The organism is Alcanivorax sp. (genome assembly GCF_002733835.1).
Lineage (GTDB): Bacteria > Pseudomonadota > Gammaproteobacteria > Pseudomonadales > Alcanivoracaceae > Alcanivorax.
In genome coordinates, this window is record NZ_NVWY01000014.1 from 40,944 (window position 1) to 67,643 (window position 26,700).

Below are 26,700 nucleotides of genomic sequence, written 5' to 3' on the forward strand. Positions count from 1 at the left end.
CTGGCCTAGAATCTATCGGCATGAATGGAGAGAACCCGTGGCATTTTGCGCCATGCCTCTCCTTGTCAGGTCAAAGGGCTGGAGATACCCGACATGTTTCATTGGGTTCCTATCATTTTTCTTGTCTTCAAGCTGGCCGTGTTTGGCACGGGCATGTTCTTCGCCATCAAGTGGCATTACGACCAGGACAAGAAAAAGAAAACGGCCCCCGATTCCACGCGGGAAGGGAGCCGTTAACAGTCAGGGCCAGACCGCGCCCTACAGCAGAGATTCGACGTCTTTCCTGATCGACTCAGGTTTGTCGGTGGGCGCATAGCGCTTCACCACCTTGCCGTCCTTGTTGACCAGGAACTTGGTGAAATTCCACTTGATACCCTTGCTGCCCAGCACGCCCGGCGCTTCCTTCTTGAGGAAGAGATAGAGCGGATGCGCGTTGTCACCGTTCACATCAATCTTGTCGAACATGGTAAAGCTGACACCATAGTTCTTCTGGCAAAAAGCACCAATTTCTTCAGCCCCACCGGGCTCCTGTTTGCCAAACTGATTGCACGGAAAACCGAGAATCTCCAGCCCCCTGTCCTTGAGATCGTCATACAGCCCTTCGAGCCCTTCAAACTGGGGAGTGAACCCGCATTTGCTGGCCGTATTGACGATCAGCAACACCTTGCCCTGAAACTCGGACAAGGATTTTTCTTCACCACTCAAGGTGGTGGCGCTGTAATCATAAATCCCCATGATCTCTCCTGACGATAAAATCCAAACATGAATAATAAGGCGCCCGCAGGGAGTGGCAACCACAACCCACCACCAAGGCCTAACAATACGGCAAGCCCTGACCCACTGCGAGGATAGCGTGCCTACCGCCAGGCGCTACTCGCTATAGAGCTGTGCAATCACCGCCTCGGCCACCACACGGCTGGATTGTGGGTTCTGCCCGGTGACCAGCTTGCCGTCAGTGACCGCATGGGGGGTGAAATCCTCCGCCAGATCCAGACGGGCACCCAGCTCCTCAAGCCGGGTGGCCAACAGAAACGGCATGATCTCATCCAGCCCCACTTCCCGCTCTTCGCTATTGGTAAAGCAGGCGAGCGTCTTGTTCTGCACCAGTGGCACGCGCTCTTCGTTGCGCAGGCCCACCAGTGCTGCAGGGCCATGGCATACCGCGCCTAACAGGCCGCCCTGTGCCCAGGTACGCTCCATGACCGCCGCCACCAGCGGGTTGTCTGGCATATCGAACATGGCACCATGGCCGCCGGGTACAAAGACTCCGCAGTAGCCATCTTCCCAGACGGCCTCCAGTTCACGGGTATCCTGCAAGGCCGTAATGGCGTCAGCCCAGGCCTCTTTCTCACTGTCATCCGGCACCGAATTGGGGTCCACCGGGATCTTGCCCCCTTTCGGGCTCGCGACCACCACCGGAATATTATTTTCCCGGAACAGCAGAAACGGCACCGCAAATTCCTCCAGCCACAGGCCGGTCTGTTGACCCTGGCCCATTTGCGATGCGCTGGTCACCAACATCAGCAGCGGTTTATCCAGATTCATAAATGCCTCCGAAAATTCGCAACGAGAGATACAATATGCACAGAGGGTGTGGCACAAAGTCGTCGCATGCAAGGATAGCCTGCGTGTAGCATGTGGCCTGCAAGCATGTAGCGGGGAACCCCATGGATTGGCATCAGTTACTGAACAAGGCCCGCCTGGGCGGACGCAGCGCCAAGGATGAAAGTGGCCGTACCGCGTTTCTGCGCGACCACGACAAAATTATTTTTTCCGGCGCCTTCCGGCGGCTTGCCCGCAAGACCCAGGTCCACCCGCTGGCCACCAATGACCACGTGCACAATCGCCTGACCCACTCGCTGGAAGTGTCCTGCGTGGGGCGCACTCTCGGTATTCGCGTGGGAGAACGCCTGCAACAGCGCCAGCTGCTCCCCGACACCGTCAGCGCCACCGATTTCGGCGACATTGTTCAGTCCGCCTGCCTGGCCCACGACATCGGCAACCCGCCCTTTGGCCACACCGGTGAGCGCGCCATTCGCGCCTGGTTTCAGGAACGGGGGCAACATTTTCTCGACATGCTTCCCGCCCACCAGCAAACCGACCTGACCTTTTTCGAAGGCAACGCCCAGGGATTTCGCATCATTACCAAAAGCGAGTATCACCAGTACGACGGCGGTATGCGCCTGACCTACGCCACCCTGGCCACCTTCCTGAAATACCCCTGGCTGTCCGCCGATGCGGGCAACGCCAGCAGCAAACCGGGCAAGTACAGTGCCTTTGTCTCGGAAGCTGCCGCTTTTCAGGAAGTCGCCCACGCCACCGGCCTGCTGCAACACAGCCCCGGACGTTTTTGCCGCCACCCACTGGCGTACCTGATGGAGGCGGCCGATGACTTCTGCTACGCCATCATTGATCTGGAAGATGGCCTGGAAATGGATCTGCTGCACTGGGATGAGGTGTATGCATTACTGCAGCCGGCCCTGCTGGATAGCGAGGAAGTACGCGAATTGATCCATTCGGATATGCGCGATGGCCGCAAAGCCGCCTTGCTGCGCGGCAAGATTATCGAACGGTTTATCGAGGCAGGGGTAGAGGCGTTTGTCGCCAATCACGAACGGTTACTGCAGGGACGCATGGAAGGCGACCTGATCAGCCACTGCGAACCGGCGGTGCGGGATGTGGTGGAAAATGCCAAACAACTTTCCCGCTCGAAAGTCTTCGAACATCCGCGGAAAATCGAACTGGAAATTGGTGCCTTTGAAGTGATGGGCGCATTACTGGATGGTTTGATAGAAGCCGCCGTATCCCATGCCTGCAACAGCACAAAAAGCACATACAACAATTACCGCCACGAACGCATCATTGATCTGATTGGCCGCCACAGTTTTCCGGAAAACCTGGAGCAATTACCGGAACAGGAAAGAATTTATCAGTGCATCATGCGGGCGCTGGATTTTCTCGCCGGCATGACCGACAACTACGCCACCTATCTGGCCAAGCAATTTTCCGGGATGGCGGAGACACGGTATTAGGCTCAGCATACCTGCAACGAAAAACGCCCTGACAAGTCAGGGCGTTTTTCGTTCTCATTCTCGTTATGAGAATCGCAGTTTAGTCAGCCAGTCTTATCCCCACCGCCACGAAACTATCAACTCCATTTGTGCCACCACCTACGTCAAGGCTACCACCACCTGACGCAATGACATTGCCATCCAAAGAGACGGTGAAGGATTCAGACTCTCCATCTCCAAAGGTGACGGTGAGCGTCTGACCACTAATGGACCAAGAGCCGTCGCCAGTTTCGTCATCACTCCAGGTATCCACGTAGTGAGAACAGTTACTACCATCCGGATCACAGATTTCATCCAGACTGATAAAACGCCCATGCTCGATACGTGTGTCGTTCAAAGTCTCATTGCTGTTGAACGTCATAGTAATAATGCCACCATTACGCTCCAGATTAGCACCGCCGCCTTCGTCGAGTTCAATAATTCCACCAGAAAAATAAAGCTTGTAGGTGGAACCACTCACGATATCCGCCAGCTCAGCGACTTCTCCTGCTGCCTCTTCCAATGCACTTATACGATCGTTGTTATCATTGATCGCAGCGATCAATGCCGCAAAGTTATTATTGACCTCGCTGGCTACCGCCTGCGTGTTAGGATTGAACTGCGTTACCTCACCTTCCTCGACGTTAGAAGCCATCGCATTCGCGCTCAATGCCACTGCGGTGAGGCCGGTCAGAATTACTTTTTTCATGTCTCTTACCCTCATTAGGTTTTGTGCTTTTACCAACGGCCTCACTGCCAGTTGGCTTCATCCCAGTTGAAATCATTCCAGACGGCAGCGGTCGTACCGGTGCCTTCTTCCTCGAAACTCACGCTAATTGCGCAGTCTTCGGTGATTGCATCAGTGGTGTAGGTGGTTGCATCCGTCATCGAGCCACCACAACCGGAAGCAGTGTTGATTACATAGCCTTCGTCCGCGGTCACGGTGAAGGTTTCGGTGCTGCCATGCTCCACATTCTCAACCAGGTTCGGACCGATCATGCCGTTGCCACCGTCGACGCTGGCGGTAAGGGTGTAGGTCTCGATCGCAAAGGTAGCAGTGACATCACATTCCGCAGTGATGATGCCGGTGGTGAAGGTGTTGCCATCCTGTGTACCGCCACACCCAGAGATCTCGGACACCTCATAGCCTTCATCCGCCGTCACCGTAAATCCCTGGGTTTCGCCGTATGCCACTTCAGGATTGGCCGGTGTAAAGCTGCCGTGATCCGCTTCGGTGGTTACTTGGTAGAGAATTGGTTCGAATTCGACCAACACGGTGCAGTCACCGGTAATGCCTGCGGTGGTGAAGACATCATCCACCCGACTACCGTCACAGCCACTAACGTTGGCCTGGTGGCCTGCATTCGGGAACAAGGTGAACGCGGTAGCACTATTGTGCTGCACTGTCACCGCTCCGGCAGGAGACACTGAGCCGTTACCGCTTACAGAAGGGGTGACGGTGTAGCTCATCAGGCTGAAGCTGGCTGTCACGTTACAGGCAGAGGTGACCGGACCCACAGTGTACTCACCCGGGTTGCCCGTTGGTGCCACTTCGCAGGCGTCCCCGGTCGGGACTGCAGACAGCTCAAAGCCGAACACCGGGGTCACCGTCAGCGTGCCAGTCTCACCATGCAACACCCCCTGGCTCTCCGGCGTCATGCTGCCTTCGCCTGCTTCTACGCTGGTGGTGACGTCATACTGGTTCTGCGCATAGCTCGGAGAGAGGGTGCAGGCTTCGGTAATCGGCCCGGTGGTGTAGGTGGTGCCGTCCAGGGTGCCGTCGCAGCCGTCGACCGAGAGCAGCGTCCAACCCGTGTCCGGTGTCACCTCGAACTGGGCGGTGCTGCCATGGTCCACCTGCGCCGATGCAGGCAGGACCTGGCCTCCTGGGACGTTAGTCACAGTCACTTCATAGCTGTTGATCTCGAAGGATACCGACAGCTCGCAAGCCGCTGACAGCTCATCCGTGGTGAAGGTCGCGCCATCAAGGGTACCGTCACAACCACTGGTACCGGCAATGCTGTAACCGGTATCCGGTGTGATATCGAAATTGGCGCGGGCACCAGCCAGCAAGGACACCGACGACGGCGACACGCTGCCGTTGCCGTCTGTGCTGGCAGTTACCGTGAAGCTGGTGAACTCATTGAGCTCATCGTTGCTGGAGGCATAGCTGTTGATGGCGGCCACCAGATCATCACCACTGGTTACCGGCAAGGGGCCTTCCGCCTCTCCGATGGAGATGTCTACGCCATCCTTCTTGCCATCCACCACGCCGTCACTGGCATCTTCAATCAGGGCCATGACGGTATCAAACGCATCCGTACCGGAACTAATGGTATGTGCCTGCTTGGAGAGGCCGCCCAGCACCGCCGCGTACTGCTTGGCAGCCGAATCATCACCCGTGGTGCTGGGCACAGTGGTCAACGGGTCAAATGTCACACCCAGTACGTCATCCAGCACCCCAACACCGGCATCGATACCTTCTTCGATGGAGGCTCCGGGAGTGTTTGCCAGATGCTCACGGGTGGAGCGCACCAGCAGCTCACTTAGCGGTGTTACTGCAGCGGTTGATGCGCCCTCGGGCAGGAAGGAGTTGAGGCTACCCGCATTCACCGTCTCGCCAGTGGCTTCATCGGTGTAGGTTCCGCCGCTGGATTCGATCAACAGCGGACGCGGAATGGAATTGGCCAATTGCACGGACCAGGAGCCATCGGCACCGGTCTGGATCGGCCCTGCCACTGCGTCACCCATTGCCTTGCCATCTGCCCCCATCTGGTAGAGATACAGCTCTGCCCCGGCCACCGGCCCTTTGGTCACTGCCCCACTGACTGCGCTTTTGGCAGCAGGCTGCGGGGCTTTTCCCCCGCCACTACTACCGCCACCGCCCCCACATCCAGCAATGGCGACCGCCACCGCCAGACTGGCGATTCTGAACGTTCCCTTCATGAGTGTTATCTCCGATCACCCCGGTTTTTGGATTCGTTATTAACCTAGAGGATCGGCAATTCATCCCGCATCGCCCATATGGGGTATATCCAGGAATCAACTTGGGAAACGGCAACAAGGGATCGTCACCGGGATCGTTATTTTTCGTTTTTTCTACACGTTTTCGGCAGCCACCCAGCTCAATCCGGATCGAAAGGAAAACCTCAACGGACGAATAAACAAGACCAGCGGTCGCAGAGAGAGGAAATCAAACAAAAGGAAGGAAAGCCCTGCCGGCCAACACCGGCAGGGCAGAGATCAGATCTGCTCCAATACCTTGGCAAACACATCTGCAAAGATTTCCGGCTGTTCCATTTGCGGGAAATGCCAGGTGCCGGGTTGCAGCCACTCGGAAACATGGCCCGCGCAACGGGCTTTGGCAGCATCCCCGACCAGATCGCCATTGATGGCATGTATGGGGCAACGAAGTTCCGAAAAGGCAGCAGCAGGAGTCCAGCGCAGCAAATCCGACCAGAGTGGCAGCATGGCTTCAGCAGGTGCGGACGCCATGTCTTTCGCCAACGCGGCCTTCTTGTCTGCCGGCATATCGGGGCCGGCATTGTTGGCCACCAGATTTGCAATCGCCGCCGGGAAATCCGCATAGAACGCGCTTTCAATTCCCTTGGCACTGTCCTCATCCAGATCCCCGTAGGGAATGACAAAGGTGTCCACCAGCACCACCGCCTTCACGGTTTTACGGCGAGCCAGTTCCAGTGCCACGGCTCCGCCCATGGAATGCCCGACAAGCACCGGAGCATCCAACCCTTCCAGGGCCGTCACTAACGCCTCTGCCAACGCACTTACCGCCCAGGGCGAAACATTCACATCCCGCGCCTCACCATGCCCGGGCAAATCCACGGCATACAGCGTCACGCCTTCCGGCGGATTCGCCAGCAAAGCCCGCCAATGACTACGCTGACAGGTCCAGCCGTGAATCAGCACCACCGCCTGCTCGCCACTGCCAGCCTGGGTAACCGGCAAGGTCTGACCGTTCGCTAACGGCCATTGCGACTCCCCCATTCTCACGCTCCTCACGCTATTCCGTCACACCCAAAATGTGTACAGGTTCTAATTTTGATATCAATTAGGTACCTTAGGGGGTACTGAGGGGGACGACAAGATCATCATGACAGCTTCTGCGCTCAATGGATTGCAGGGGAAGGCACACGAGTCCTTGCTGGACACGCTCTACGATGCGCCGTGCAATCCGGATGCCTGGCCCAGGTTTCTCGATCAGCTGATTGAGGCGACCGGGTCTCGCTCAGCCAGAATGCTGGTGATGGACCGTTCCGCCGAATCCGTCAAATCCAGTATCAAACGCAACATCGACGACACGGATCATCAGGCCTACGTCTCCCATTTTGTGAATACCTGCCCTTGGCGCCCGGAACTGAAGCGCAAGGCTCCCGGCCAGCTTTACTCTTCCTATCTGGATTTTTCCTGCCCCCAGAAGCAGTTTTACCAAACCGAATTCTTTAACGACTGGGCATCCCGCCAGGATATCCATCACGGGGTCTGCGGCACCGTCTGGCAGGATGAGCACCAGACCGTTCAGCTCCTCATCCAGCGGGCTCGCGGCCAGGGCCATTACCAGCGCGACGAAACCGATCAGATCAATGAACTGGTCATGCACGTGCGCCGCGCCCTGCGACTGCAAACCCAGGTGAACGCACTGGATCACACCCGCATGGCGCTGGAACAAACTCTGGAGATTCAGGCCCAGCCCTTTGCACTGCTCACCCAGGCTGGCACGGTTATCCATATTTCCAGCGAAGCCGCCGGCCTGATCGCCGAGCTGCCCATGGCCAACATCAGCGATAATCGCCTCACTCTGCTCGATCCACGCCAGCAAGGTGAACTGATGCGCCTGCTGCGGGACATCACCCGACCCGATAATGGCCCGGGCGGGCTCATCACCCTGGCACTGCCCAATGATCAGCGAATCCGTTGCCTGGTCAGCCCGCTTCGCGGCAACCCGCTATCGCAGCACTACAGTGACACCCGCCAGCCGCTGGCCATCCTCTATTTTCAGGACCCTCGCACGGAAGTCTATGTGGATCTGGAGTGCCTGATGCAGCTGTACGGGCTTTCTGAAGCGGAATCCCGTGTTGCCGCCGGCATCAGCCGTGGACTGGGACCACAACAGGTAGCGGACACCTATCAATTATCCGTCCATACCGTGCGCACTCAGCTAAAGAGTGCCTTCAACAAAACCGGAACCACCCGGCAAAGTGAGCTAGCCAAGGAAATTCTCACTTCTCCGGCGGCTCGTCACTGGCGAAGCCCTGAGCTCTTGCTGTCTCGCTCTGCATAGCCTCAGCTGCCACCTGCAAAAATTGTTCAAACTGGTATTCGAAACGCCAACGCGCCTTGCTGAGTGACGATAACGGATACCAATCAATAGCCGAGACTTCGGCCAGTCCCGAGCGAGGCACATCCACTGGCCCACCGCTATCCACGGGTTGTTGCAGGTGGCAGCGATACAAGTGAAAGCCGTTTTTCATCACCTGCAAACGCTCGCCCACTACAACCCGCACACCGCTCTCTTCAAGGGTTTCCCGATACGCCGTGCACTGGGCCAACTCCCCTGGCTCCAGGGTTCCACCGGGTACACCCAGCTTTCCACCCCAGCGATGGCTGATCAGCAACACCTGCTGATCACGAACGATCAGGCAGCCGGCATTGGCCCGCCGGTCATCTTCCTGACCGGGCACGCGGGGGCAATCCGCCAGGGCCATGGCGGGCAGGAGAAGTAGCGTTGCGATGAGGTAGCGGGTGGTGGTCATGAAGGCAGCTTGCCTCGTAAATATGACGGCGGTGGGTCGAATTAATAATGAATAGTTAATAATTAATAATGCGCGATCAAAATTAAGGGTTTTCCGCCAATGATGCCCTCGCTCAAGCCTGTTCGCGGCCTCTCACCGCGAAGAAATGAGTACGCCTTAACGCGCAGCTATTAACTATTAATTATTAACTGATCAAAGGCAGCCTGTGCTCCATGGTCGCCGAAATCACGTCGTCCGGCACAATGATTTCCGTGGCCAAAGGCAGATGGTCCGACAGCAGGCAGTCGGCGAGCACACGGGTGTGGCGACTCTCCAACTCCGGCGACAACAGGATGTGGTCGATATGACGATCCGGGGCCCAGCTGGGATAGGTATTGAGGTTATCCGCCTGCACCGTCTGCAAGCCCAGGGCTGCCAGCGGCGAATTGTCCAGATGATCCAGGCGACAATTGAAATCGCCCATCATCACCACGTACTTATAGTCCGCCAGCAAACGGGCCAGGTAGGACAACTGGGTATTGCGCACCTTCTCACCCAACGCCAGGTGCGCCACGACCACAACCAACGGCTGAATCGGGTGACCGTACTTGATCACGATGGCGCCGCGACCGGGCAAGCCGGGCAAACGGTGATCGGTGATTTCAAACGGTTGGTGGCGACTGAGAAAGCCATTACTGAACTGGCCAAGGCGGCCAAGATTGCGGTTCAACTGCTGGTGCCAGAAGGGAAAATCCGCCATGGAGGCCAGGTGGACCAGCTGGTTCATGTTGCGCGAACGCAGGCTTCCGCCATCGACTTCCTGCAGACCTACCACGTCGAAGTGGCTTAGTACCTCGGCAATCTGTTCGATGGTTTCCACGCTGCGCGGATGCGCCACCAGATGCTTCCAGCTCCCGGTAATGTAATCACCGAATTTCTGGCTGCCGATACCCGCCTGGATATTGAAGCTCATCAGCTTCACCGTGTCAGGGAGCAACACTTCCCGTGTCTGACGGGTTTTCCTTACCCCCTCCCTTGCGAAGGAAAAGCCCGCAGGGCGGGCTTTCCAGTCACGATAGGCAAGTCTTGCGCGATCAAGCAGCATTCATCAGCCGCCTTTCTTTTCCTTGTTCGCCAGGTACTCGATCACGGCGAACAGCTCTTTATCGCTCTTCAGGTTCTGGCGCAGCACCAGGTATTTGCCGTTCACCACGAAGTTCGGCACCCCGGGGATCTGGTACGCCTTGGTCAGTGCGTCGGCCTGACGAATCTTGGTGGACACACCGAAGGAACCGTACAGCTTGTTGAACTTCTCAGGCGCCACATCGTATTTGCGGAAGAAATTGGCCAGCGCTGGCTCATTGAACAGCGGCTCACGGTGTTTGTGGATCGCATCGAACAGCGGACCGTGGATTTCATCGACCAGGCCCAGGGCTTCTTCTACATAATAGGCGCGGGCCAGCGGCTCAGCATTACGCAAAAACAGCACCGGGGTGCGCACGTAGTCGATGTAATCCGGTTTGGTTTTCAGCCACTCGTCAACGGAGGGCTCCAGGGAATAGCAGTGCGGGCAGGCATAGGAAAAGAATTCCCGCACTTCCACCTTGCTGGGGTCATCCACAGAACCCGGCACGTCCAGAATCTTGTAGTGGGTATCAACCGCAAAACGGGTGTGGTCTTCAGCGGCAGCAACTCCGGTCGCCAGCCCCAGGCTCAGCAGCAAAGCCGTCACAATGCGAAACATGCATCCTCTCCTTTCTTGTTGGTTTGCGCCCACTGTGACAACCGGGGCGGCATTTTTCTCCCTGGTGAGTGCAATCGGCACTCAATCAGAGCCATATCTTTTCATGTTGGCCATAAAAAAGGCAGCCCGCAGGCTGCCTTTTCTACAAACCGTAACCGAACCGCCTTATTTGGACAGCCCGGAAATGAAGCTTGCTACGGCCTTGATCTGGGTATCGGTCATTTTCGCCGCCACCGTCTGCATCATGCCCGGCGCATCATTATCCGAGTCGTTGGTGCGCTTGATGATGCCGTCGCCCAGATCGTTACGACCTGCCGCACGGAAAGCCTTCAGCTGATCTTCCAGGTATTGGGCGTTCTGGCCGGCCAGATGCGGATACTTGGCCGCGTCAATACCCTGGCCTGCGGGGCCATGGCAACCGGAACAGGCCGGAATGCCGTTGGCCATGTCGCCACCACGGTAGAGCTTTTCACCCTGCTCCACCCAGTCAGCGCTGGCCTGCCCGGCTTCCGGTGTCAGGCTGGCGTAGAAGGCCGCCACGTCCTGCATATCCTGCTCACTCATGCCGGCCACCTGGCCTTGCATGACGGCGTTTTCACGGGTGCCGGACTTGAAATTTTCCAGCTGCTTAACCAGGTACTCTTCCCCCTGGCCAGCCAGTTTCGGGTACGTCCCGGTAAGAGTCTTGTTACCATCCTGACCGTGACACGCGGCGCAGGGGGCGGCTTTTGCTTTGCCTGCCTCAGCATCACCGGCCGCCATGGCCTGGGTGGCTGCCACGGCAGCAGCCATCAGCACGAACAGTTTGAAAAACTTCATGGCCTATCCTTCAGTACAGCGTCTTATTTGCTTTTGGACATGTACTCAATCAGAGCACGGTATTCTTCGTCGCTACAGTCGTTGCACATGCCTTTTGGCGGCATGGCGTTGAACCCTTCCTTGACGTGTTTCACCAGCGTATCCATACCTTTATCCAGGTGTGGCTTCCAGGCGGCTTCATCATGGGAAATCGGCGCTCCAGCTGCACCGGAGGCATGACAGAATGTACAGCTGCTGTTGTAGCGTTCTTCTACAGTTGCTGCATTGGCAGCCCCCGTCACCAGAACCATTGCAAGACCTGCTACAAAACCCTTCATACCCTACCTCTTCTATGCTGGCGTCGCCGCTGGCGAAGTCCGTTTGCCGTTGCAGGCAAACCGTTGTAGAACGTCGGCTGCCCTTAACACACCGCTACATACCGTTAAATATGCCGTTAAGGAACAAGCGGGCGGGATTATATACCAGTCCGGTGGGCGCCGTCATATTCCATGTGAAGGGTAGGGGTATAGACAAGCCAAGTCACCCCCTCGCCGCATCAGAACGGGCAGAAAGGTCGACTCGAACGTGCGGATTGGCCATTTACGGCGCACTCTGCGGCCCTTCATTTTCACTTGCCTGTGGGTATCCATTGCCAGCCGCAGGCGAGACAGCAAGAATAGCCCCCCTGACCCGACCCAAAGGCCCTTTGCTATGCCCATGCACCCCATGGAAAAAATGCTCCACCAGGCCCTGTTCCTGCAAAGCGCCCAGCGCCTGGACCAATGCCCACCCGATGAAGGGCTGGAAGTGGCCTTTGCCGGGCGCTCCAACGCCGGTAAATCCAGCGCTATCAACCGGCTCACCGGGCAACGCACCCTGGCTCGCACCTCTAAAACGCCGGGCCGAACCCAGCTATTGAATTTCTTCCAGCTGGACGAAGAACGGCGCCTGGTGGACCTGCCCGGTTACGGCTATGCCAAAGTCTCCAAGTCCAAGCGCAATGAGTGGCAGGAACACCTGGATCATTATCTCTCCGAGCGCCAGGCACTGGTGGGCCTGGTATTGATGATGGACATCCGCCACCCCCTCAAGGACTTCGACCTGCTGATGCTGGAATGGTCAGCCCAGGCCAACATGCCTATCCACATCCTCATGACCAAGGCAGACAAGCTGAAGTTCGGCGCCGCCAAGTCCACCCTGCTGCAAGTGAAAAAGCACCTCAAGGAGCATCCGGCACCGCTGTCATTGCAACTATTTTCGGCTACCAATGGCACCGGCTGTGACGAAGCCTGGGACAAGTTGGGGGAATGGCTGGAGATAGGGACAGACGTCGAACGTCAGACGCCGGACGACTAGGCCACCTTTTAGCGTCAGACCTCCGACTTCGGACGTCCGACTTTTCTACAGACAAAAAAATCCCCGGCAGCAATCTTGGGGGAAGGGAACGATTGCGCTGCCGGGGAGGCTTGCCACCCTGGCCTCTTTGGGGGAAAAAACCAGGGTTATACAGCGACGGATCGGTGAGGGTACTGGGGGATCGGGGTTCCAATCCGTCGCTATGTAGTGAGAGTGCCCTTTTCTGGAAAAAGTTCCAGCCCCCGAAAGTATTTTTCTTCCCAGCTGTCGATCTGCGTCACAAAACTGGCGCGTTACGGCACACCCGTCCTACCCCTCAGCAGACACAATACGTTCGCACCCTCGTATAAAACGGATATCTCACTGATCAATAACGGGTAATTGGCGCAAAGGCAAAACTGGCATGGGGCTTGCTTATTCTTTAACCAACAGGCCGAATAACCTGTGGCCGGCAGAAATGCCGCGCAAAAAAAATCCCTGGCAGCAATCTTGGGGGAAGGGAACGACTGTGCTGCCAGGGAGGCTTGCCGCCCTGATTTCGGGGGAGAAATCAGGGACTCCAAAAGACTACGGATCAGCGAGGGTACTGGGGGATCGGGGGTGCCAATCCGTAGCTATTGATTAGGACCGCCGCTTTTTTCGGAAAGTTCCAGGCGGTTTTATCTTTTACAAATTTTACGATCGAGTCCAACAGCCCTCCGCAGGAGCCTGGCAGCTAGAAGCTCGCCGCTTCCTTACTGCTTCCACGGCTCTCCCCGCGTGCCTTTCATCCGCTTCAGCTGCCGGTGCATGGCAGCCTTGGCCAGCATATGCGCAGACACCGGCGCGGTGATAAACAGGAACAGGGTAATCAGCACCTCATGCAGCTGCAGCCCGCGTTCCTGCCAGGAAAAAAACAGCAACGACGCCACGATGGTGCCACCTACGCCCAGGGTGGTGGCCTTGGTGGGGCCGTGCAGCCGGGTATAGAAATCCGGCAACCGTGCCAACCCAATGGATCCCACCAACGCAAACACGCCACCAATAATCACACTGGCTGACACCAGCCATTCAATCAGAGAATCCATAATCGCTCCGCGCCTGACGCTTGAGGCCCAATGCCCGACGCAAATTCACTGCGTCCAGCGTCAGGCCTCGGGCATCCGGCGTTCATTCAATAATATCCCCGCGGGTGACGTACTTCGCCACCGCCACGGTGCTGACAAAGCCGATCAGCGCGATCAGCATGGCCGCTTCAAAATAGAGCTTGCTGTCCACCTGGATGCCGTACACCACAATCAACGCAATGCTGTTGATGTACATGGTGTCCAACGCCAGCACCCGGTCCGGTAGCGACGGGCCGATGACCAGCCGGTACAGGTTTAATACCCAGGCCAGGGTAATCAGTGCCAATGCAATGGAAATAGCCGTCTCTAGCATTCGAAAATCTCCTTTAGCGGCCGCTCGTAGCGCTGCTTGATCTCCGCCACCAGCGCCGCCGCATCATCCACATCCAGCGCATGCACCAACAATGTCTTGCGGTCCGGGCTCACGTCCGCCGACACGGTACCCGGGGTCAGGGAGACGGTGCTGGCGAGCAAGGCAATGGCAAAGTCGTCTTCCAGCTCCAGCGGCAATTCCACAAAGCCCGGGCGAATGGAACGCAATGGCCCCAGCACCTTGATCGCCACAGACACGTTGGCCACCACAATGTCATACAGCACCACCACCACAAACCCGAGCAGCCGTGGCAGGTTACGAATGCGCGGCACATTCGGCCAGAACGGCCGGGTCCCCAGCGGCAACAACACCGCCAGAATAGCGCCCAGCACAGCATGGCCCGCCGTGAAACCACTCAGCAACATCCAGGTAAACCACAAAATCAGGCTCAGACTGGGATACGGCAACACCCGATATAACAGCGTCATGCGCCACCTCCCAATACCGCAGACAGATACAGGTCCGGGTTACGCAGCTGCTCCGCCACTGCCGCGGTCAACTGCAGCAAGGGCTCCGCATACACTGCCATCAGCGGGCTCAGCAACAGCAGCCCCACCACGGACAACAGGTGCCGGCGAGCCGGCCGCAGGCCGCTGCCCTCGCCGGTGGTGCGCCAGAACAGGGTGGAACCAGCCCGGCTCAAGGCAACCAGGCCACACAACCCGGCGATCAACAGCAGCACCCAGTAGGTCGGGTCTGGCACGCTGCGTAACAACGCCACCTTGCCCACAAACCCGGACAGCGGCGGCAGCCCCACCACGGCAATGGCGGCCACAAAGAACAACAGCGACAGCCGGCCGCCATTAAGAATCGCCGGGCCGATCTGCAGGCAATCCGCCACCTCGCCACGGCCGCGGGCAATCAGATCAGTAAGCAGGAACAAGCCGCCACAAATCAGGGTGGAATGCAGCAGGTAGTACAGCGCCGGCCCCAATGCCTGCAGCTGACCGAAGGCCAGTGCGGCCACCAAGGTGCCCACCGACATCACCACCAGATAGGACACCAGCGTTCCCAACCGCTTCGCACCCAGCACACCGATACAGGCCAACCCCAGTGTCACCAGCGCCAGCCACCACAACGCTTGCTGCCCCAGCCCGGCAAAGGGGCCATCGGCAAACGCCAGGGCATACACCCGCACCATGGCGTAGAAGCCCACCTTGGTCATGATCGCGAAGAGCGCCGCCACCCCAGCAGTGGCGCTGGCATAGGCAGCGGGCAACCAGAAGTACAGCGGGAACATGGCCGCCTTGAGCCCGAACACCACCCACAGCATCAACACTGCCACTTTCAACAAGGTTGCATCGGTCCCCGTAAGCGCTTGGGCTTTCACGGCAAAGTCCGCCATGTTGAGCGTCCCGGTGGTGCCGTACACCAGCCCCAGGGCAACCAGGAACAGGGCTGACCCCACCAGGTTAAGCACCACATAGTGCAGCCCCGCCTTCACCCGCTCCGGGCCACGCCCGTGCAGCGCCAGGCCATAAGACGCAATCAGCAGCACCTCGAAAAACACAAACAGGTTGAACAGGTCGCCGGTGAGGAAGGCGCCATTGACGCCCATCAGCTGGAACTGGAACAGGGCATGGAAGTTGGCGCCTTTGCGGTCATCGCCGCAGCTGGCGTATAACAGCGCGGGAAACGCCAGCACTGCGGTCAGCAACACCATCAAGGCACTGAGCTTGTCCAGCACCAGCACAATGCCGAACGGCGCCTGCCAGTTACCCAGCGCATAGACGGTGATCTCCCCACCCCAGGCCTGATCGCCCAGAAAAACAGCCACCGCCAACATCGCCGCGCAGGACAACAAGCCGGTGAGCCGTCGCAACCGATGCCGCTCACGCACCTCCAGCAGCAGCAACATGCCCGCCAGAGCCGGTATCAATACCGGCGCGATAATCCAGTGGTTCATGAACGGCCTCCGTCATCCGGTTTGCCATCCACATGGTCGTTATGCAGCTCGCCCTGGCTACGCAGGGCCAGCACCACCAGGAACGCGGTCATCGCGAAACCAATCACGATGGCAGTCAGCACCAGCGCCTGGGGTAGCGGATCGGTGGGGTCCGGACTCATGCCAACCACCGCCACCTGATTTATTTTCAGCCCGCCCATGGCGAACAGGAACACATTCACGCCATAACTCAGCAGCGTCAGGCCCATGACCACCGGGAAAGTCCGTGCACGCAGGCACAGGTACACCCCGGAGGCCACCAGCACACCAATAATGATTGCGACCAGCAGTTCCATCAGGCGTTCTCCCTCTTGTCATCCAGCAGCGACAGCTTGCCCAGGTTGGCCAGCATCAGCAGCGTTGCCCCCACCACAGTGAGGAACACCCCGGTGTCGAACAGCATGGCCGTGGCCAATTCAAATTTACCGATCACCGGCAGAGACACATAAGTAAAGGAACTGGTCAGGAACGGGTAATCAAAGACCCAGCTTCCCACCCCGGTCAGCCCGGCCAACAACACGCCCATGGCCACCACCGGGTGGTAGTCCCCGGGCATGCGGCTATGCACCCACCCCACCCCGGATGCCACATACTGCAGCACCAGCGCCACCGACGTGATCAACCCGGCCACGAAGCCGCCACCGGGCAGATTGTGCCCGCGCAGGAAAATATACACCGCAATCAGCAGCGCCAGCGGCAACAAGGGCCGGGAAATGGTCACCAACACCAGCGGATGCGCATCCGCAGCCCAGGGGCGCCCCAGCGAGTCGTACTTGGCCGATGCCAGGTTCAGATCCTTGAGCAGCGCATAAATACCCATGGCGGCAACGCCCAGCACGGTGATTTCCCCGAAGGTATCGAAGCCCCGGAAATCGACCAGAATCACGTTGACCACATTGGTGCCGCCACCACCAGACTTGCTGTTATCCATAAAGAACTGGCTGATGGTTGTGGTTTCCCCGGTCATCACCAGGAAGGCCAGCACCGCCACACCGGCGCCCACAACAAGCGCCAGCAGCACATCGCGCAACACCCGCACCGACGACGATTCCACCTGGGTACGCACCGGCAGGAAGTACATGGCCAGCATTAGCAGCAGCATGGTGACCACCTCCACCGATAACTGGGTCAGCGCCAGATCCGGCGCCGAGAAGCGCACAAACAGCAGTGACACCATCAACCCCACTACACTCAACGACATGATCGACGTCATCCGGTGGCGGTGCAGGAACGTGGTCAGCAGGGCCGCCGCCACCAACATGGCGGTACACAAGATCGCCACCCCATCCATAGGCAACATGCCCACATCCAGGCTCAGCGCCGGCAGATGCCACATCTGGGTAAGCAGAATCACCGCCACCAGCGTGACCGCCCAGGCCACATAACTCTGTAGCGACCCGTTCTGCAGCCGCCCGGTAATGGCACTGGCCACCCGCCCCAGCTGCTGAATTCGCCCTTCGAACACCAGTTTGGCATCCACCTCGGGCAAGCGCGCCCACAGGTCAAACAAGCGGCGACGCTGGGAATAGATAAAGATGCCACCGAACAGGGCAATAAAACTCATCACCAGCGGCAAATTAAAACCATGCCAGATCGCCAGGTGGTATTCCGGCAAGTCGCCGCCCAGCGTGGCAGCCGCCGCCACCGCCAGCAGGCCCGCCACGGTGATCGCCGGAAACACGCCCACCGCCACACACAGCGCCACCAGAATTTCCACCGGCACCTTCATGTAGCGCGGCGGCTCATGGGGCGGGTACTTGGGCAGGTTTACCGGCTCGCCATTAAAAAACACGTCATGGATAAAACGCGCCGAATAGGCCACCGAGAACACCCCGCCCAGGGTGGCACCCAGGGGCAGCAACCAGCTCAGTGCGCCCAGCTGTTCAGACTGCAAAGTCTCGGTAAAGAACATTTCCTTGGACAGGAAGCCATTAAGCAACGGCACCCCGGCCATGGCCGCCGACGCCACCATGGCCAGCACTGCCGTATAAGGCATGTACTTCCACAGGCCGTTAATACGACGCATGTCCCGGGTACCGGTTTCGTGATCAATAATCCCCGCCGCCATAAACAGGCTGGCCTTGAAGGTGGCGTGGTTGATGATATGGAACACCGCCGCCACGGCGGCCATCTCGCTGTTCAAACCGAACAACAGGGTAATCAGCCCCAGGTGGCTGATAGTGGAATAGGCCAGCAGGCCCTTCAGGTCATGCTGGAACAGGGCCACAAAGGCCGCCCACAACAGCGTCATCATCCCGGCCAGGGACACCAGCATGAACCACAGGTCGGTGCCGGCCAGGGCCGGGTATAGCCGCGCCAGCAGGAACACCCCCGCCTTCACCATGGTGGCAGAGTGCAGGTAGGCACTCACCGGCGTGGGTGCGGCCATGGCGTGGGGCAGCCAGAAATGGAACGGGAACTGGGCGCTCTTGGTGAACACTCCCAGCAGCACCAGACACAGGATCACCGGGTACCAGCTGCTGGCGCGGATCACATCGCCGCTTTCCAGTACCGTCTGCAGGCTGAAGGACCCCACCACATTGCCCATCAGCAGCACACCGGCCAGCAGGGCCAGGCCGCCCATACCGGTCACGGTCATGGCCATGCGCGCGCCCTTGCGCGCCCCGGTCTGGTGTCCCCAGAAGCCGATCAGCAGGAAGGAACTGAGGCTGGTGAGCTCCCAGAACACCACCAACAGCAGCAGGTTGTCACTGGTGACCACCCCGAGCATGGCGCCCATGAAGAGCAACAGATAGGCATAGAAGCGCCCGGCTTTCTCCTTGGCGGAGAGGTAATAGCGGGCGTAGAGAATCACCAGCAGGCCGATGCCCAGCACCAGCAGGGCAAACAGCAGTGCCAGGCCATCCAGGCGGAAGGCCAGCGACAGATCCAGCGAGGGAATCCAGCGCAGGGTGCTGTGCAGGGTTTCCCCGGCAAACACCTGGCGAGCCGGGTTAAAAAGCAGTGCCAGCGCCAGGGCCGGCAACGCCGCCGCCCCGCAGGCCAGCAAGGTGCGGTTCCCCGTCACGCGTTCCACCAATGGTGGCAGAAACGCACCCAGAAAGGGCAACATCACCACAAAGGCAAGATTCATAGTCAATCCGTTGTCATTGTCACAAGGGCGGCAACCCGCCCGTTAGCTTGAACAGGCTGAACCAGAAAGACAACGGCGGATCAGGAAAATACGGACGCCGCCCCCGGCGCGGGCACTGGGACAGGGTGATGCAACAAGGCTGGACCAGAGAAGCGGTCATGGCATCCGTATCAAAAGAAAGGAAGCCCGAGTATGCCATGGAGAAGCGGTGACGAACCAGACGCGAGTAACGAGTTTCGAGAAACGAAAACCTGGACAACAAGCACCTGTAGGAACACCTCTTGAGGTGCGAACCGAGCGCCAGCGAGGCGGCACTCTTGCCGTCCACCCGCACAGGCCCAAATAATACGGCACCGCCGGCCAGCATCACCCACCGCCGCCGGTTTACGTTGCCCCTCACCGGGTTCGCACCTCAAGCGGTGCTCCTACAATTACCCCCCGCCCTGCCGAATCCCGCCATTTCCGCTACACTCTCCCCACTCACTCATCAGCAGAAGCCGAACACCATGTCCGCAGCCGAAAAACCCATCATCCTCGTCGATGGCTCCTCCTACCTGTACCGCGCCTTTCACGCCCTGCCGCCGCTCACCACCTCCAGCGGCCAACCCACCGGGGCGGTGCGCGGGGTAGCGGCCATGCTGCGCAAGCTGATGAAGGACTACGAGCCGGAATACATGGCGGTGATTTTCGACGCCAAGGGCAAGACCTTCCGCGACGAACTGTTCGAGCAATACAAATCCAACCGCCCGCCCATGCCCGACGACCTGCGCGAACAGGTACAACCTCTGCACGACCTGATCCGCGCCATGGGCCTGCCGCTGATCATTGAAGAAGGCGTGGAAGCGGACGACGTGATCGGCACCTTTGCAAGCATCTTCGGCGAGCAGGGCAAACCGGTGCTGATCTCCACCGGTGACAAGGACATGGCCCAGCTGGTCAACGACAAGGTCACCCTGATCAACACCATGAACGACGCCCTCTACGACATCGACGGCGTGATCAAGAAGTTCGGCGTGGGCCCGGAACTGATTATCGACTTCCTCGCCCTCATGGGCGACAAGGTGGACAACATCCCCGGTGTCCCCGGCGTGGGCGAGAAGACCGCCCTGGGCCTGATCCAGGGCCTGGGCTCGCTGGAAACCATCTACCAGAACCTGGACAAGGTGGCCGAGCTCAGTTTCCGCGGCGCCAAGACCCTGGGCAAGAAACTGGAAGCCCACAAGGAGCAGGCCTTCCTCTCCTACAAACTGGCCACCATCAAGCTCGACTGCGAACTCAGCGAAGACCAGGACGACCTGAAACTGCAGACTCCGGACGCGGAAAAACTGGCCGAGTACTACCGCCAACTGGAATTCAAGGGCTGGCTCAGTGAACTGCTGGGCGGCAAGGACCCGGTGGCCGAAAGCGCCGGCGCAACGGTGGAACTGGCCGAGGACGACGGCCCCAGCGCCGGCTTCAGCCGCGACGCCTACGACATCGTCTACAGTGAGGCCATGCTCGACAAATGGCTCGACAAGCTCAAAGCCGCCGGTGAATTCGCCTTCGACACCGAAACCACCAGCCTCAACTACATGGACGCCCAACTGGTGGGCGTCTCCGTGGCCGTGGACGACAAGGCCGCCTATATTCCCTTCAGCCACAACTACCCGGGCGCCCCGGATCAGCTGCCCAAGCAACGGGTGATGGACAAGCTCAAACCGCTGCTGGAAGACGACAACATCAAGAAGATCGGCCAGAACCTGAAGTACGACATGAGCGTGCTGGCCGAAGATGTGGGCATCACCCTGCGCGGTGTGGCCTACGACACCATGCTGGAATCCTACGTGCTGGATTCCGTGGCCACCCGCCACGACATGGACTCCCTGGCGCTCAAGTACCTGGGCCGCAAGACCATCAGTTTTGAAGAGATCGCCGGCAAGGGCGCCAAGCAGCTCACCTTCAACCAGGTGGGCCTGCACGAAGCCAGCCGCTACGCCGCCGAAGACGCGGACGTGACCCTGCGCCTGCACCAGACCCTGTGGCCCAAACTGGAAGCCGAAGGCCGCCTGCCAGACGTGTTCCGCGACATCGAACTGCCGCTGGTCACCGTGCTCAGCCGCATCGAACGCAACGGCACCTATGTGGATGCCACCCTGCTCAAGCACCAGAGCCAGTTCCTGGCCAAGCGCATGGTGGAACTGCAGGAGAAGGCGTTTGAGATCGCCGGGCAGGAATTCAACCTGGCCAGCCCCAAACAGCTGGGCGAAATCCTCTACGAAAAACTGGACATCCCGGTCATCAAAAAGACGCCAAAGGGCGCGCCGTCCACCGCCGAAGCGGTGCTGCAGGAACTTGCCCTGGAATACCCCCTGCCCCAGGTGATCATGGATTACCGTGGCGTAGCCAAACTGAAGAACACCTACACCGACAAACTGCCGGAGCTGATCAACCAGCGCACCGGCCGCGTGCACACCTCCTACCACCAGGCGGTGGCCGCCACCGGGCGTCTGTCCTCCAGTGATCCGAACCTGCAGAACATTCCGGTGCGCAGTGAAGAAGGCCGCAAGATCCGCCAGGCCTTCCTCGCCCCCAAAGGGCGCAAGATCGTCGCCTGTGACTATTCCCAGATCGAACTGCGCATCATGGCGCACCTGTCCGGCGACAAGGGCCTCACCGATGCGTTTGAAAAAGGCCTGGATATTCACCGCGCCACCGCCGCGGAAGTGTGGGGCAAGACCCTGGAAGAAGTCAGCGACAACGACCGCCGCAACGCCAAGGCCATCAACTTCGGCCTGATCTACGGCATGAGCGCCTTCGGCCTGGCCAAGCAACTGGGCCTGCCGCGCAAGGAAGCCCAGGACTACATCGACCTCTACTTCGAACGCTACCCGGGCGTAAAACGCTACATGGAAGAAACCCGCGCCCAGGCCTCCGAGCAAGGCTACGTGGAAACCCTGTTCGGCCGCCGCCTCTACCTGCCGGAAATCCGCAGCAGCAACGGCCAACGCCGCCAGGCCGCCGAACGCACCGCCATCAACGCCCCCATGCAAGGCACCGCGGCGGACATCATCAAGATGGCCATGATCAAGGTCCACGACTGGCTCGACACCACCGACTTTGATGCCAAGATGATCATGCAGGTACACGATGAACTGGTGTTTGAAGTGGCGGAGGATCAGGTGGAGGATCTGGTGAAAGAGGTTAAGGAACGCATGGAGTCAGCGGCGGAACTGAAGGTGCCGTTGATTGTGGATGCGGGGATTGGGGAGAATTGGGATGAGGCGCATTGAGCGCCTCTATTGAAAATGCTGTAACGCAGCTTCCAGCCAAATAGACCAGTTATCTTTCACCCACCCCCCCACAAAAACCAAGGGCAGATAGATTACATACCAAACTGCATGCGCCTTCAAATGGTGGCAAAGCCCTCCCACCTCACCCTTCTGGTGAATACTCCGGTATTTATTGAGTGCTTTATCTATGTCGCCTTCTTTGGAGTAAATCAACGCTGATATGCTGTCAAAGCTAAATGCCGCATCTAGATAATGGGACAGGACTTCATCATTAGTTTTTGCATCTTCACCCAGCCTGATATCTATTGTTTTCGCTTTCTCAAACAAGCTTACCGAAGATCGATATTCCGCTTTAATCTTTGGCAGAAAATCACCATTATCCACAAGACCGGATGCATCATTGTCAATCCTCTTGACCGCCGCTTCCACATTATCCTTGGATTTATGACTAATCAGCTTAAGCACATCCAGCGCAGCCCTCTGAAGATGTCCTTCCATCTTCACAAGATGCCCCCCAGCATCCCCGTCCGTCATATCACGAAAGAAATGATCAAGGGCATTTCGATATTCATTCCAAACTTGTATTGGAATCTCGCTGTAGCGACTTTCATAAACCGCCACGAAATATCTAGCTATAAAGTATAGCTTTAACGAACGGGCAAACTTCTCATCAACCGAGGCAGCTGTTTGCTGCGCAGCCTCTAGCAATTCTTCTTTTGAGGAAAATAAAGCAAATAGCTTATCGGTATCATCACTCACAACAACTCTTCCATGAAAACAAAAAAGGGGCCATTAAATGACCCCTTTCTCAAAACAGACTTATTATCAGCGAATAAAGATTCGCTTCAGAAATGAAGGTTTCTGAACCTCGGCATCAACATTCACCGTTCTATCCAATATGACACTGCCTTGGCTTGGAACGCGAGAATCAAGACCCACAGACAGATCTGTAACTTTCACTTTCAAGAACGCAGACTCGATCTCTTCCAAGTCTTTAGACCAAAAAGTAGCAGAGTCGACATTTCTGTAATTCATTTCCATCACCCGTCCCTTATTATCCTAATCCATCTGGACTAGTAACCATCCTTGAAATGGTAGTCCGCACAAAAAGGACTATGGCCTTGGCCATAACCCTAAAAACTTAGTCAAGATCGGATTGGGGCCGAGATTCTACCTCTGGCACAGCCCAAAGTACAGCCCCTGTTGAAAACATGTGGATAACCATGCATCTCTTCTACCACTTACCGCAGAAGACAACAAGCTGTATGCACTGCAGCGTGACATAACTCAACATAACCGGGACGAATGGCTCAACTTGGGCAAATAACGGGTAAAGGGTTAAATTAAGGGGTACGCACCAACCCCCACCCTACCGAATATCATACTTCTCCGACCACAGCCGCAAATCCTCCAGGATATCCAGCGCACTGCGTCCCAGCTCGGTGAGTTCATAGGTCACGGCAATGGGGCGGTCGTTGATAACGGTGCGGAGCACCATGCCGCGGGCTTCCAGTTCCTTGAGGCGCTGGTCGATCATCTTTTTGGTGGCGCCGCCGAGCATGCGGTTCAGATCATTGAAGCGTACCGGGCCATCCTTGAGGTGGTAGATCAGCGAACCGGTCCACTTGCCGCCAATAATGCGCATCCCCCGCTCAATGGCGCAGGGCTCCATGCAGGCATCGATGACTTTTTTTCGGCCATAACCGTCTGTTTCGATGCGACTTTTCATTTTCTCACCGCCGTTTTCACCAGGTTTCCAAAAGGATACTAATTGATCCGCGTCACAAGGTGTAAATAGTACACCTGAAATAGATTGGTAACCATCCGCCGCTGCCCCTTTACTGTTTCATGGAGAGCCCAATGAGCAAGATCCTGATTATCAACGCCCACCATCCTTACCCCTTTGCCGAGGGCAGGCTCAACGCCTCGCTGGTGCAACGGGCCAGCGAACAGCTCCAGGCCAATGGCCACCAGACCCGCATTGTGGAGGTGGACAAGGGCTGGGACGTGGAGCAGGAGCTGGCCAATCACCAGTGGGCCGATGCGATCCTGCTGCAGACCCCGGTGAACTGGATGGGGGTGCCGTGGGTGTTCAAGAAATACATGGACGAGGTGTACACCGCCGGCATGGGCGGGGCGCTGTGCAACGGCGATGGCCGCACTGAAGCCGCGCCCAAGGCCAACTACGGTGCCGGCGGCACGTTGAACGGCAAGCGCTACATGCTCTCGCTGACCTTCAACGCCCCCGAAGAAGCCTTTGATGATCCGCAGGAATACCTGTTCCAGGGCAAGGGCGTGGACGACCTGCTGTTCCCCATGCACATGAACTTCCGCTTCTTCGGCATGACACCACTGGACACCTTTGCCTGCTTCGACGTGATGAAGAATGCCCAGGTGGAGAACGACTTTGTGCGTTTCCAGCAGCATCTCGACACCCAGTTCCCGACCGTCTGAAGGAGTGCCCCTGATGAAGACCTCTGCGATTGCCATTGTGCTACTGGGCATGGCCCTGAACCTGAGCGCCTGTGCCACCGCCAGCCAGCAGGATCACCGCTCTGCCCATGTGACTTCCCCCGACCAGTACCGGGTACTGTTGGAGAACGATCAGGTGCTGGTACTGGAGATGGTGTTGGAACCGGGTGAATCCGACCGCCTCCATGACCACCGCGATGAGACCGTGTATTTCCAGCAAGGCGGCTCTCTGCGCATCAGTCTGCCCGGCGGCGAAGCCATGGACGTGACCGTACCCGACGGCCATGTGATGTGGCATCAGGCCTGGACGCACCAGGTGACCAATACGGGCAGCGAGCCGGTGATGGCCATTATTGTGGAAGCGAAACCCTGAACACGAATACCGGTAGGCGGGCCATCGGGCCCGCCATCGTCGCAACGAAAAGGAGCACACCATGACAGAACAGCATCAGGTGCATTGTGATTGTGGTGAGGTGGTCATCACCCTGAACGGCAGCCCCAGAGTGCATGCCCACTGCCACTGCGAAGATTGCCGCAACCTGCTACAGGTGCCCTACCATTCCGTGCTGGCCTGGGACGGCGACCTGGTCAATATCAGCAAAGGCGCTGACGCACTCAGCGTATTCCAGTCCCCCACCAGCAACATGACCCGCGCCTTCTGCCGGCATTGTGGCGAGGTGCTCTACAACACCAATGCCATGGGCTGGAAGATCGTTTCACAATGGCTGTACCGGAAAACCCACCACGACACCCTGCCGGAGAGCTGCCAACCCAATGCGCACTTTTTCTATGATCGGCGGACGGTGGACATCGACGACACCTTACCCAAACGATGATCTCTTTACGGTCTCTCCACCAACCGCTCAAGCAACGCATCGATTTCTGCTTTCAGCTCTTTGTCTTCCAGCTTGTTCGCGTTCACCTTTGCCGCCTCAAGGCTGCTGATCGCCGCCTGGGTTTGCCCCAGTTCTGCCTGCAGCCTGGCCATGGACAAACCGATGGAGGAAAGATGATCTTTGGCATTGATCGCCTGCGCCTTACCCATGGCTTTTTCATACAGCGCCAGCGCCGCATCGAAATCCTCGGTGAAGTCGGCCAGCGTTTCCCATTGCTCGGGATAGTCTTTATCGGTGTTTTCGTTATCCGTGCAAATGGCTTTGAGCTGGCCATACAGAGAATCAAACTCCGTCTTGTTACCTTTTCGGTCCGCCTCCATCAGCTTTTCAGCCAGGCTGTAAACGGCCTTGTATAACTTGGTGTTAATCATTATCTATCCATCAAAGTAAATAAGCGGGAATTCGAGTGCACTTACGCATTTATCCAGCGACGCAAGATATCCTCTGACATGGGAATCCCATTCTTTTCTGCTATTGCAAATCAAATCGCCGCTCAAGACCAGATAGCATAGGGAACCGGGGTCGGGTCTGAATGGCACTTACCATATCAGAAATAGGATGCGGACAGGCCTTCCCGTAAACCCTATGCCCACTGTAGGAGCAGTGGTTCCACCGCGATTCTGAGGCGAACGCCTCTTCGTGGTCGAACGACCACTCCTACAAAAACACAGGCCTGCAACGGCGGAGATTTCCTTTCGGAAATTTCCGCCCTACGAATCCAGGAGTGGAAATAAGCCTCTGCAGGATCTCCGGGTGCGTTACTGCCCTTCCCGCCACGCCCCCGGCGACACCCCCACCCACTGTTTAAATGCCCGGTTAAACGAGCTCTGCTCGGCAAAGCCCAGCA

Annotated in this window: 28 protein-coding genes; 8 read left to right on the forward strand and 20 right to left on the reverse strand. The window is 57.9% G+C overall.

The genetic code is table 11. The features are described 5' to 3' along the window. Positions 1-93: 93 nt before the first annotated feature. On the forward strand, positions 94-237 hold the full coding sequence (locus COA55_RS08695) for a hypothetical protein (RefSeq protein ID WP_290501553.1): 144 nt from the start codon (positions 94-96) through the stop codon (positions 235-237). Between the two features lie 21 nt (positions 238-258). Here COA55_RS08695 and COA55_RS08700 read toward each other — a convergent pair whose 3' ends face one another. Together COA55_RS08700 and COA55_RS08705 are read right to left on the reverse strand one after the other, a co-directional pair. Continuing rightward, the gene (locus COA55_RS08700) at positions 259-735 is read right to left on the reverse strand and encodes a glutathione peroxidase (protein ID WP_063519063.1); all 477 of its coding nucleotides are present in this window, start codon (positions 733-735) and stop codon (positions 259-261) included. A gap of 135 nt (positions 736-870) precedes the next feature. Continuing rightward, a complete protein-coding gene (locus COA55_RS08705) occupies positions 871-1,545 on the reverse strand; it encodes a type 1 glutamine amidotransferase domain-containing protein (protein WP_290501555.1) in 675 nt (224 codons plus the stop codon). Positions 1,546-1,667: 122 nt separating this feature from the next. Between COA55_RS08705 and COA55_RS08710 the strand changes: the two genes are divergently transcribed. Next, a complete protein-coding gene (locus COA55_RS08710; RefSeq protein WP_290501557.1) occupies positions 1,668-3,032 on the forward strand; it encodes a deoxyguanosinetriphosphate triphosphohydrolase in 1,365 nt (454 codons plus the stop codon). Between the two features lie 79 nt (positions 3,033-3,111). Here the strand turns inward: COA55_RS08710 and COA55_RS08715 are convergent, their stop codons facing one another. The 3 genes from COA55_RS08715 to COA55_RS08725 all read right to left on the reverse strand — a co-directional run bounded on the left by COA55_RS08715 (position 3,112) and on the right by COA55_RS08725 (position 7,055). After that, a complete protein-coding gene (locus tag COA55_RS08715; RefSeq protein ID WP_290501559.1) occupies positions 3,112-3,759 on the reverse strand; it encodes a hypothetical protein in 648 nt (215 codons plus the stop codon). A 41-nt stretch (positions 3,760-3,800) separates the two neighbouring features. Further along, positions 3,801-5,996 (reverse strand): hypothetical protein, encoded by a 2,196-nt coding sequence (locus COA55_RS08720; protein ID WP_290501561.1) that lies wholly within the window; start codon positions 5,994-5,996, stop codon positions 3,801-3,803. Between the two features lie 297 nt (positions 5,997-6,293). Beyond that, complete coding sequence (locus tag COA55_RS08725; protein WP_290501563.1) at positions 6,294-7,055, reverse strand: alpha/beta hydrolase; 762 nt, start codon at positions 7,053-7,055, stop codon at positions 6,294-6,296. Positions 7,056-7,161: 106 nt separating this feature from the next. On the opposite strand from COA55_RS08725, the gene COA55_RS08730 reads away from it, so the two are divergent. After that, entirely contained in the window at positions 7,162-8,349 is a 1,188-nt protein-coding gene (locus COA55_RS08730) for a helix-turn-helix transcriptional regulator (protein ID WP_290501565.1), read from the forward strand. Here the strand turns inward: COA55_RS08730 and COA55_RS08735 are convergent. The 5 genes from COA55_RS08735 to COA55_RS08755 form a co-directional block, all read right to left on the reverse strand. Next, positions 8,288-8,821 (reverse strand): NUDIX domain-containing protein, encoded by a 534-nt coding sequence (locus COA55_RS08735; RefSeq protein WP_290501567.1) that lies wholly within the window; start codon positions 8,819-8,821, stop codon positions 8,288-8,290. The two genes, COA55_RS08730 and COA55_RS08735, sit on opposite strands and share 62 nt — an antisense overlap. A gap of 184 nt (positions 8,822-9,005) precedes the next feature. Continuing rightward, positions 9,006-9,905, reverse strand: coding sequence for an endonuclease/exonuclease/phosphatase family protein (locus tag COA55_RS08740; RefSeq protein ID WP_290501569.1), 900 nt, complete (start codon positions 9,903-9,905; stop codon positions 9,006-9,008). Between the two features lie 3 nt (positions 9,906-9,908). Beyond that, the gene (locus COA55_RS08745; RefSeq protein WP_290493541.1) at positions 9,909-10,544 is read right to left on the reverse strand and encodes a thiol:disulfide interchange protein DsbA/DsbL; all 636 of its coding nucleotides are present in this window, start codon (positions 10,542-10,544) and stop codon (positions 9,909-9,911) included. A 165-nt stretch (positions 10,545-10,709) separates the two neighbouring features. Next, positions 10,710-11,363, reverse strand: a complete 654-nt coding sequence (locus tag COA55_RS08750) for a c-type cytochrome (RefSeq protein ID WP_155131565.1) — start codon at positions 11,361-11,363, stop codon at positions 10,710-10,712. Between the two features lie 23 nt (positions 11,364-11,386). Further along, positions 11,387-11,680, reverse strand: a complete 294-nt coding sequence (locus tag COA55_RS08755) for a c-type cytochrome (RefSeq protein ID WP_290501571.1) — start codon at positions 11,678-11,680, stop codon at positions 11,387-11,389. A 373-nt stretch (positions 11,681-12,053) separates the two neighbouring features. Between COA55_RS08755 and yihA the strand changes: the two genes are divergently transcribed. Then, complete coding sequence (gene yihA / locus COA55_RS08760) at positions 12,054-12,698, forward strand: ribosome biogenesis GTP-binding protein YihA/YsxC (protein WP_063521626.1); 645 nt, start codon at positions 12,054-12,056, stop codon at positions 12,696-12,698. A 734-nt stretch (positions 12,699-13,432) separates the two neighbouring features. On the opposite strand, the gene COA55_RS08765 is transcribed toward yihA, so the two are convergent. The 6 genes from COA55_RS08765 to COA55_RS08790 form a co-directional block, all read right to left on the reverse strand. Next, complete coding sequence (locus tag COA55_RS08765; RefSeq protein ID WP_039927428.1) at positions 13,433-13,765, reverse strand: Na+/H+ antiporter subunit G; 333 nt, start codon at positions 13,763-13,765, stop codon at positions 13,433-13,435. Between the two features lie 82 nt (positions 13,766-13,847). After that, the gene (locus COA55_RS08770; RefSeq protein WP_063521628.1) at positions 13,848-14,117 is read right to left on the reverse strand and encodes a K+/H+ antiporter subunit F; all 270 of its coding nucleotides are present in this window, start codon (positions 14,115-14,117) and stop codon (positions 13,848-13,850) included. Next, the gene (locus COA55_RS08775; protein WP_290501574.1) at positions 14,111-14,605 is read right to left on the reverse strand and encodes a Na+/H+ antiporter subunit E; all 495 of its coding nucleotides are present in this window, start codon (positions 14,603-14,605) and stop codon (positions 14,111-14,113) included. Before COA55_RS08775 ends, COA55_RS08770 begins: the two co-directional genes overlap by 7 nt. Beyond that, complete coding sequence (locus tag COA55_RS08780) at positions 14,602-16,083, reverse strand: monovalent cation/H+ antiporter subunit D (RefSeq protein ID WP_290501589.1); 1,482 nt, start codon at positions 16,081-16,083, stop codon at positions 14,602-14,604. Before COA55_RS08780 ends, COA55_RS08775 begins: the two co-directional genes overlap by 4 nt. Beyond that, positions 16,080-16,418, reverse strand: coding sequence for a Na+/H+ antiporter subunit C (locus tag COA55_RS08785; RefSeq protein ID WP_063521631.1), 339 nt, complete (start codon positions 16,416-16,418; stop codon positions 16,080-16,082). The genes COA55_RS08780 and COA55_RS08785 overlap by 4 nt, the downstream gene beginning before the upstream one ends. Beyond that, positions 16,418-19,216, reverse strand: coding sequence for a monovalent cation/H+ antiporter subunit A (locus COA55_RS08790; RefSeq protein WP_290501591.1), 2,799 nt, complete (start codon positions 19,214-19,216; stop codon positions 16,418-16,420). The genes COA55_RS08785 and COA55_RS08790 overlap by 1 nt, the downstream gene beginning before the upstream one ends. Positions 19,217-19,722: 506 nt before the next feature. Between COA55_RS08790 and polA the strand changes: the two genes are divergently transcribed. Further along, positions 19,723-22,485 (forward strand): DNA polymerase I, encoded by a 2,763-nt coding sequence (gene polA, locus COA55_RS08795; RefSeq protein ID WP_290501593.1) that lies wholly within the window; start codon positions 19,723-19,725, stop codon positions 22,483-22,485. A 6-nt stretch (positions 22,486-22,491) separates the two neighbouring features. On the opposite strand, the gene COA55_RS08800 is transcribed toward polA, so the two are convergent. After that, positions 22,492-23,244 (reverse strand): hypothetical protein, encoded by a 753-nt coding sequence (locus tag COA55_RS08800; RefSeq protein ID WP_290501595.1) that lies wholly within the window; start codon positions 23,242-23,244, stop codon positions 22,492-22,494. 610 nt (positions 23,245-23,854) lie between these two features. Further along, positions 23,855-24,214, reverse strand: a complete 360-nt coding sequence (locus COA55_RS08805; RefSeq protein ID WP_246972331.1) for a helix-turn-helix domain-containing protein — start codon at positions 24,212-24,214, stop codon at positions 23,855-23,857. Between the two features lie 131 nt (positions 24,215-24,345). Between COA55_RS08805 and COA55_RS08810 the strand changes: the two genes are divergently transcribed. The 3 genes from COA55_RS08810 to COA55_RS08820 all read left to right on the forward strand — a co-directional run bounded on the left by COA55_RS08810 (position 24,346) and on the right by COA55_RS08820 (position 25,793). Then, positions 24,346-24,939: an NAD(P)H-dependent oxidoreductase gene (locus COA55_RS08810; protein WP_290501598.1), complete on the forward strand. Its 594-nt coding sequence runs from the start codon at positions 24,346-24,348 to the stop codon at positions 24,937-24,939. A gap of 13 nt (positions 24,940-24,952) precedes the next feature. Continuing rightward, positions 24,953-25,330 (forward strand): hypothetical protein, encoded by a 378-nt coding sequence (locus COA55_RS08815; protein ID WP_290501599.1) that lies wholly within the window; start codon positions 24,953-24,955, stop codon positions 25,328-25,330. A 61-nt stretch (positions 25,331-25,391) separates the two neighbouring features. Beyond that, positions 25,392-25,793, forward strand: coding sequence for a GFA family protein (locus COA55_RS08820; RefSeq protein WP_290501600.1), 402 nt, complete (start codon positions 25,392-25,394; stop codon positions 25,791-25,793). 5 nt (positions 25,794-25,798) lie between these two features. Here the strand turns inward: COA55_RS08820 and COA55_RS08825 are convergent, their stop codons facing one another. Together COA55_RS08825 and COA55_RS08830 are read right to left on the reverse strand one after the other, a co-directional pair. Next, a complete protein-coding gene (locus COA55_RS08825; protein ID WP_290501601.1) occupies positions 25,799-26,224 on the reverse strand; it encodes a tetratricopeptide repeat protein in 426 nt (141 codons plus the stop codon). 387 nt (positions 26,225-26,611) lie between these two features. Beyond that, complete coding sequence (locus COA55_RS08830) at positions 26,612-26,698, reverse strand: AraC family transcriptional regulator (protein ID WP_290501605.1); 87 nt, start codon at positions 26,696-26,698, stop codon at positions 26,612-26,614. Positions 26,699-26,700 lie beyond the last annotated feature (2 nt).

Excerpts from the sequence above, each read along its gene's own strand:
- COA55_RS08695 (WP_290501553.1), top strand. The coding sequence starts at position 94 with ATGTTTCATTGGGTTCCTATCATTTTTCTTGTCTTCAAGCTGGCCGTG.
- COA55_RS08700 (WP_063519063.1), bottom strand. The coding sequence starts at position 735 with ATGGGGATTTATGATTACAGCGCCACCACCTTGAGTGGTGAAGAAAAA.
- COA55_RS08705 (WP_290501555.1), bottom strand. The coding sequence starts at position 1,545 with ATGAATCTGGATAAACCGCTGCTGATGTTGGTGACCAGCGCATCGCAA.
- COA55_RS08710 (WP_290501557.1), top strand. The coding sequence starts at position 1,668 with ATGGATTGGCATCAGTTACTGAACAAGGCCCGCCTGGGCGGACGCAGC.
- COA55_RS08715 (WP_290501559.1), bottom strand. The coding sequence starts at position 3,759 with ATGAAAAAAGTAATTCTGACCGGCCTCACCGCAGTGGCATTGAGCGCG.
- COA55_RS08720 (WP_290501561.1), bottom strand. The coding sequence starts at position 5,996 with ATGAAGGGAACGTTCAGAATCGCCAGTCTGGCGGTGGCGGTCGCCATT.
- COA55_RS08725 (WP_290501563.1), bottom strand. The coding sequence starts at position 7,055 with ATGGGGGAGTCGCAATGGCCGTTAGCGAACGGTCAGACCTTGCCGGTT.
- COA55_RS08730 (WP_290501565.1), top strand. The coding sequence starts at position 7,162 with ATGACAGCTTCTGCGCTCAATGGATTGCAGGGGAAGGCACACGAGTCC.
- COA55_RS08735 (WP_290501567.1), bottom strand. The coding sequence starts at position 8,821 with ATGACCACCACCCGCTACCTCATCGCAACGCTACTTCTCCTGCCCGCC.
- COA55_RS08740 (WP_290501569.1), bottom strand. The coding sequence starts at position 9,905 with ATGCTGCTTGATCGCGCAAGACTTGCCTATCGTGACTGGAAAGCCCGC.
- COA55_RS08745 (WP_290493541.1), bottom strand. The coding sequence starts at position 10,544 with ATGTTTCGCATTGTGACGGCTTTGCTGCTGAGCCTGGGGCTGGCGACC.
- COA55_RS08750 (WP_155131565.1), bottom strand. The coding sequence starts at position 11,363 with ATGAAGTTTTTCAAACTGTTCGTGCTGATGGCTGCTGCCGTGGCAGCC.
- COA55_RS08755 (WP_290501571.1), bottom strand. The coding sequence starts at position 11,680 with ATGAAGGGTTTTGTAGCAGGTCTTGCAATGGTTCTGGTGACGGGGGCT.
- yihA (WP_063521626.1), top strand. The coding sequence starts at position 12,054 with ATGCCCATGCACCCCATGGAAAAAATGCTCCACCAGGCCCTGTTCCTG.
- COA55_RS08765 (WP_039927428.1), bottom strand. The coding sequence starts at position 13,765 with ATGGATTCTCTGATTGAATGGCTGGTGTCAGCCAGTGTGATTATTGGT.
- COA55_RS08770 (WP_063521628.1), bottom strand. The coding sequence starts at position 14,117 with ATGCTAGAGACGGCTATTTCCATTGCATTGGCACTGATTACCCTGGCC.
- COA55_RS08775 (WP_290501574.1), bottom strand. The coding sequence starts at position 14,605 with ATGACGCTGTTATATCGGGTGTTGCCGTATCCCAGTCTGAGCCTGATT.
- COA55_RS08780 (WP_290501589.1), bottom strand. The coding sequence starts at position 16,083 with ATGAACCACTGGATTATCGCGCCGGTATTGATACCGGCTCTGGCGGGC.
- COA55_RS08785 (WP_063521631.1), bottom strand. The coding sequence starts at position 16,418 with ATGGAACTGCTGGTCGCAATCATTATTGGTGTGCTGGTGGCCTCCGGG.
- COA55_RS08790 (WP_290501591.1), bottom strand. The coding sequence starts at position 19,216 with ATGAATCTTGCCTTTGTGGTGATGTTGCCCTTTCTGGGTGCGTTTCTG.
- polA (WP_290501593.1), top strand. The coding sequence starts at position 19,723 with ATGTCCGCAGCCGAAAAACCCATCATCCTCGTCGATGGCTCCTCCTAC.
- COA55_RS08805 (WP_246972331.1), bottom strand. The coding sequence starts at position 24,214 with ATGAAAAGTCGCATCGAAACAGACGGTTATGGCCGAAAAAAAGTCATC.
- COA55_RS08810 (WP_290501598.1), top strand. The coding sequence starts at position 24,346 with ATGAGCAAGATCCTGATTATCAACGCCCACCATCCTTACCCCTTTGCC.
- COA55_RS08815 (WP_290501599.1), top strand. The coding sequence starts at position 24,953 with ATGAAGACCTCTGCGATTGCCATTGTGCTACTGGGCATGGCCCTGAAC.
- COA55_RS08820 (WP_290501600.1), top strand. The coding sequence starts at position 25,392 with ATGACAGAACAGCATCAGGTGCATTGTGATTGTGGTGAGGTGGTCATC.
- COA55_RS08825 (WP_290501601.1), bottom strand. The coding sequence starts at position 26,224 with ATGATTAACACCAAGTTATACAAGGCCGTTTACAGCCTGGCTGAAAAG.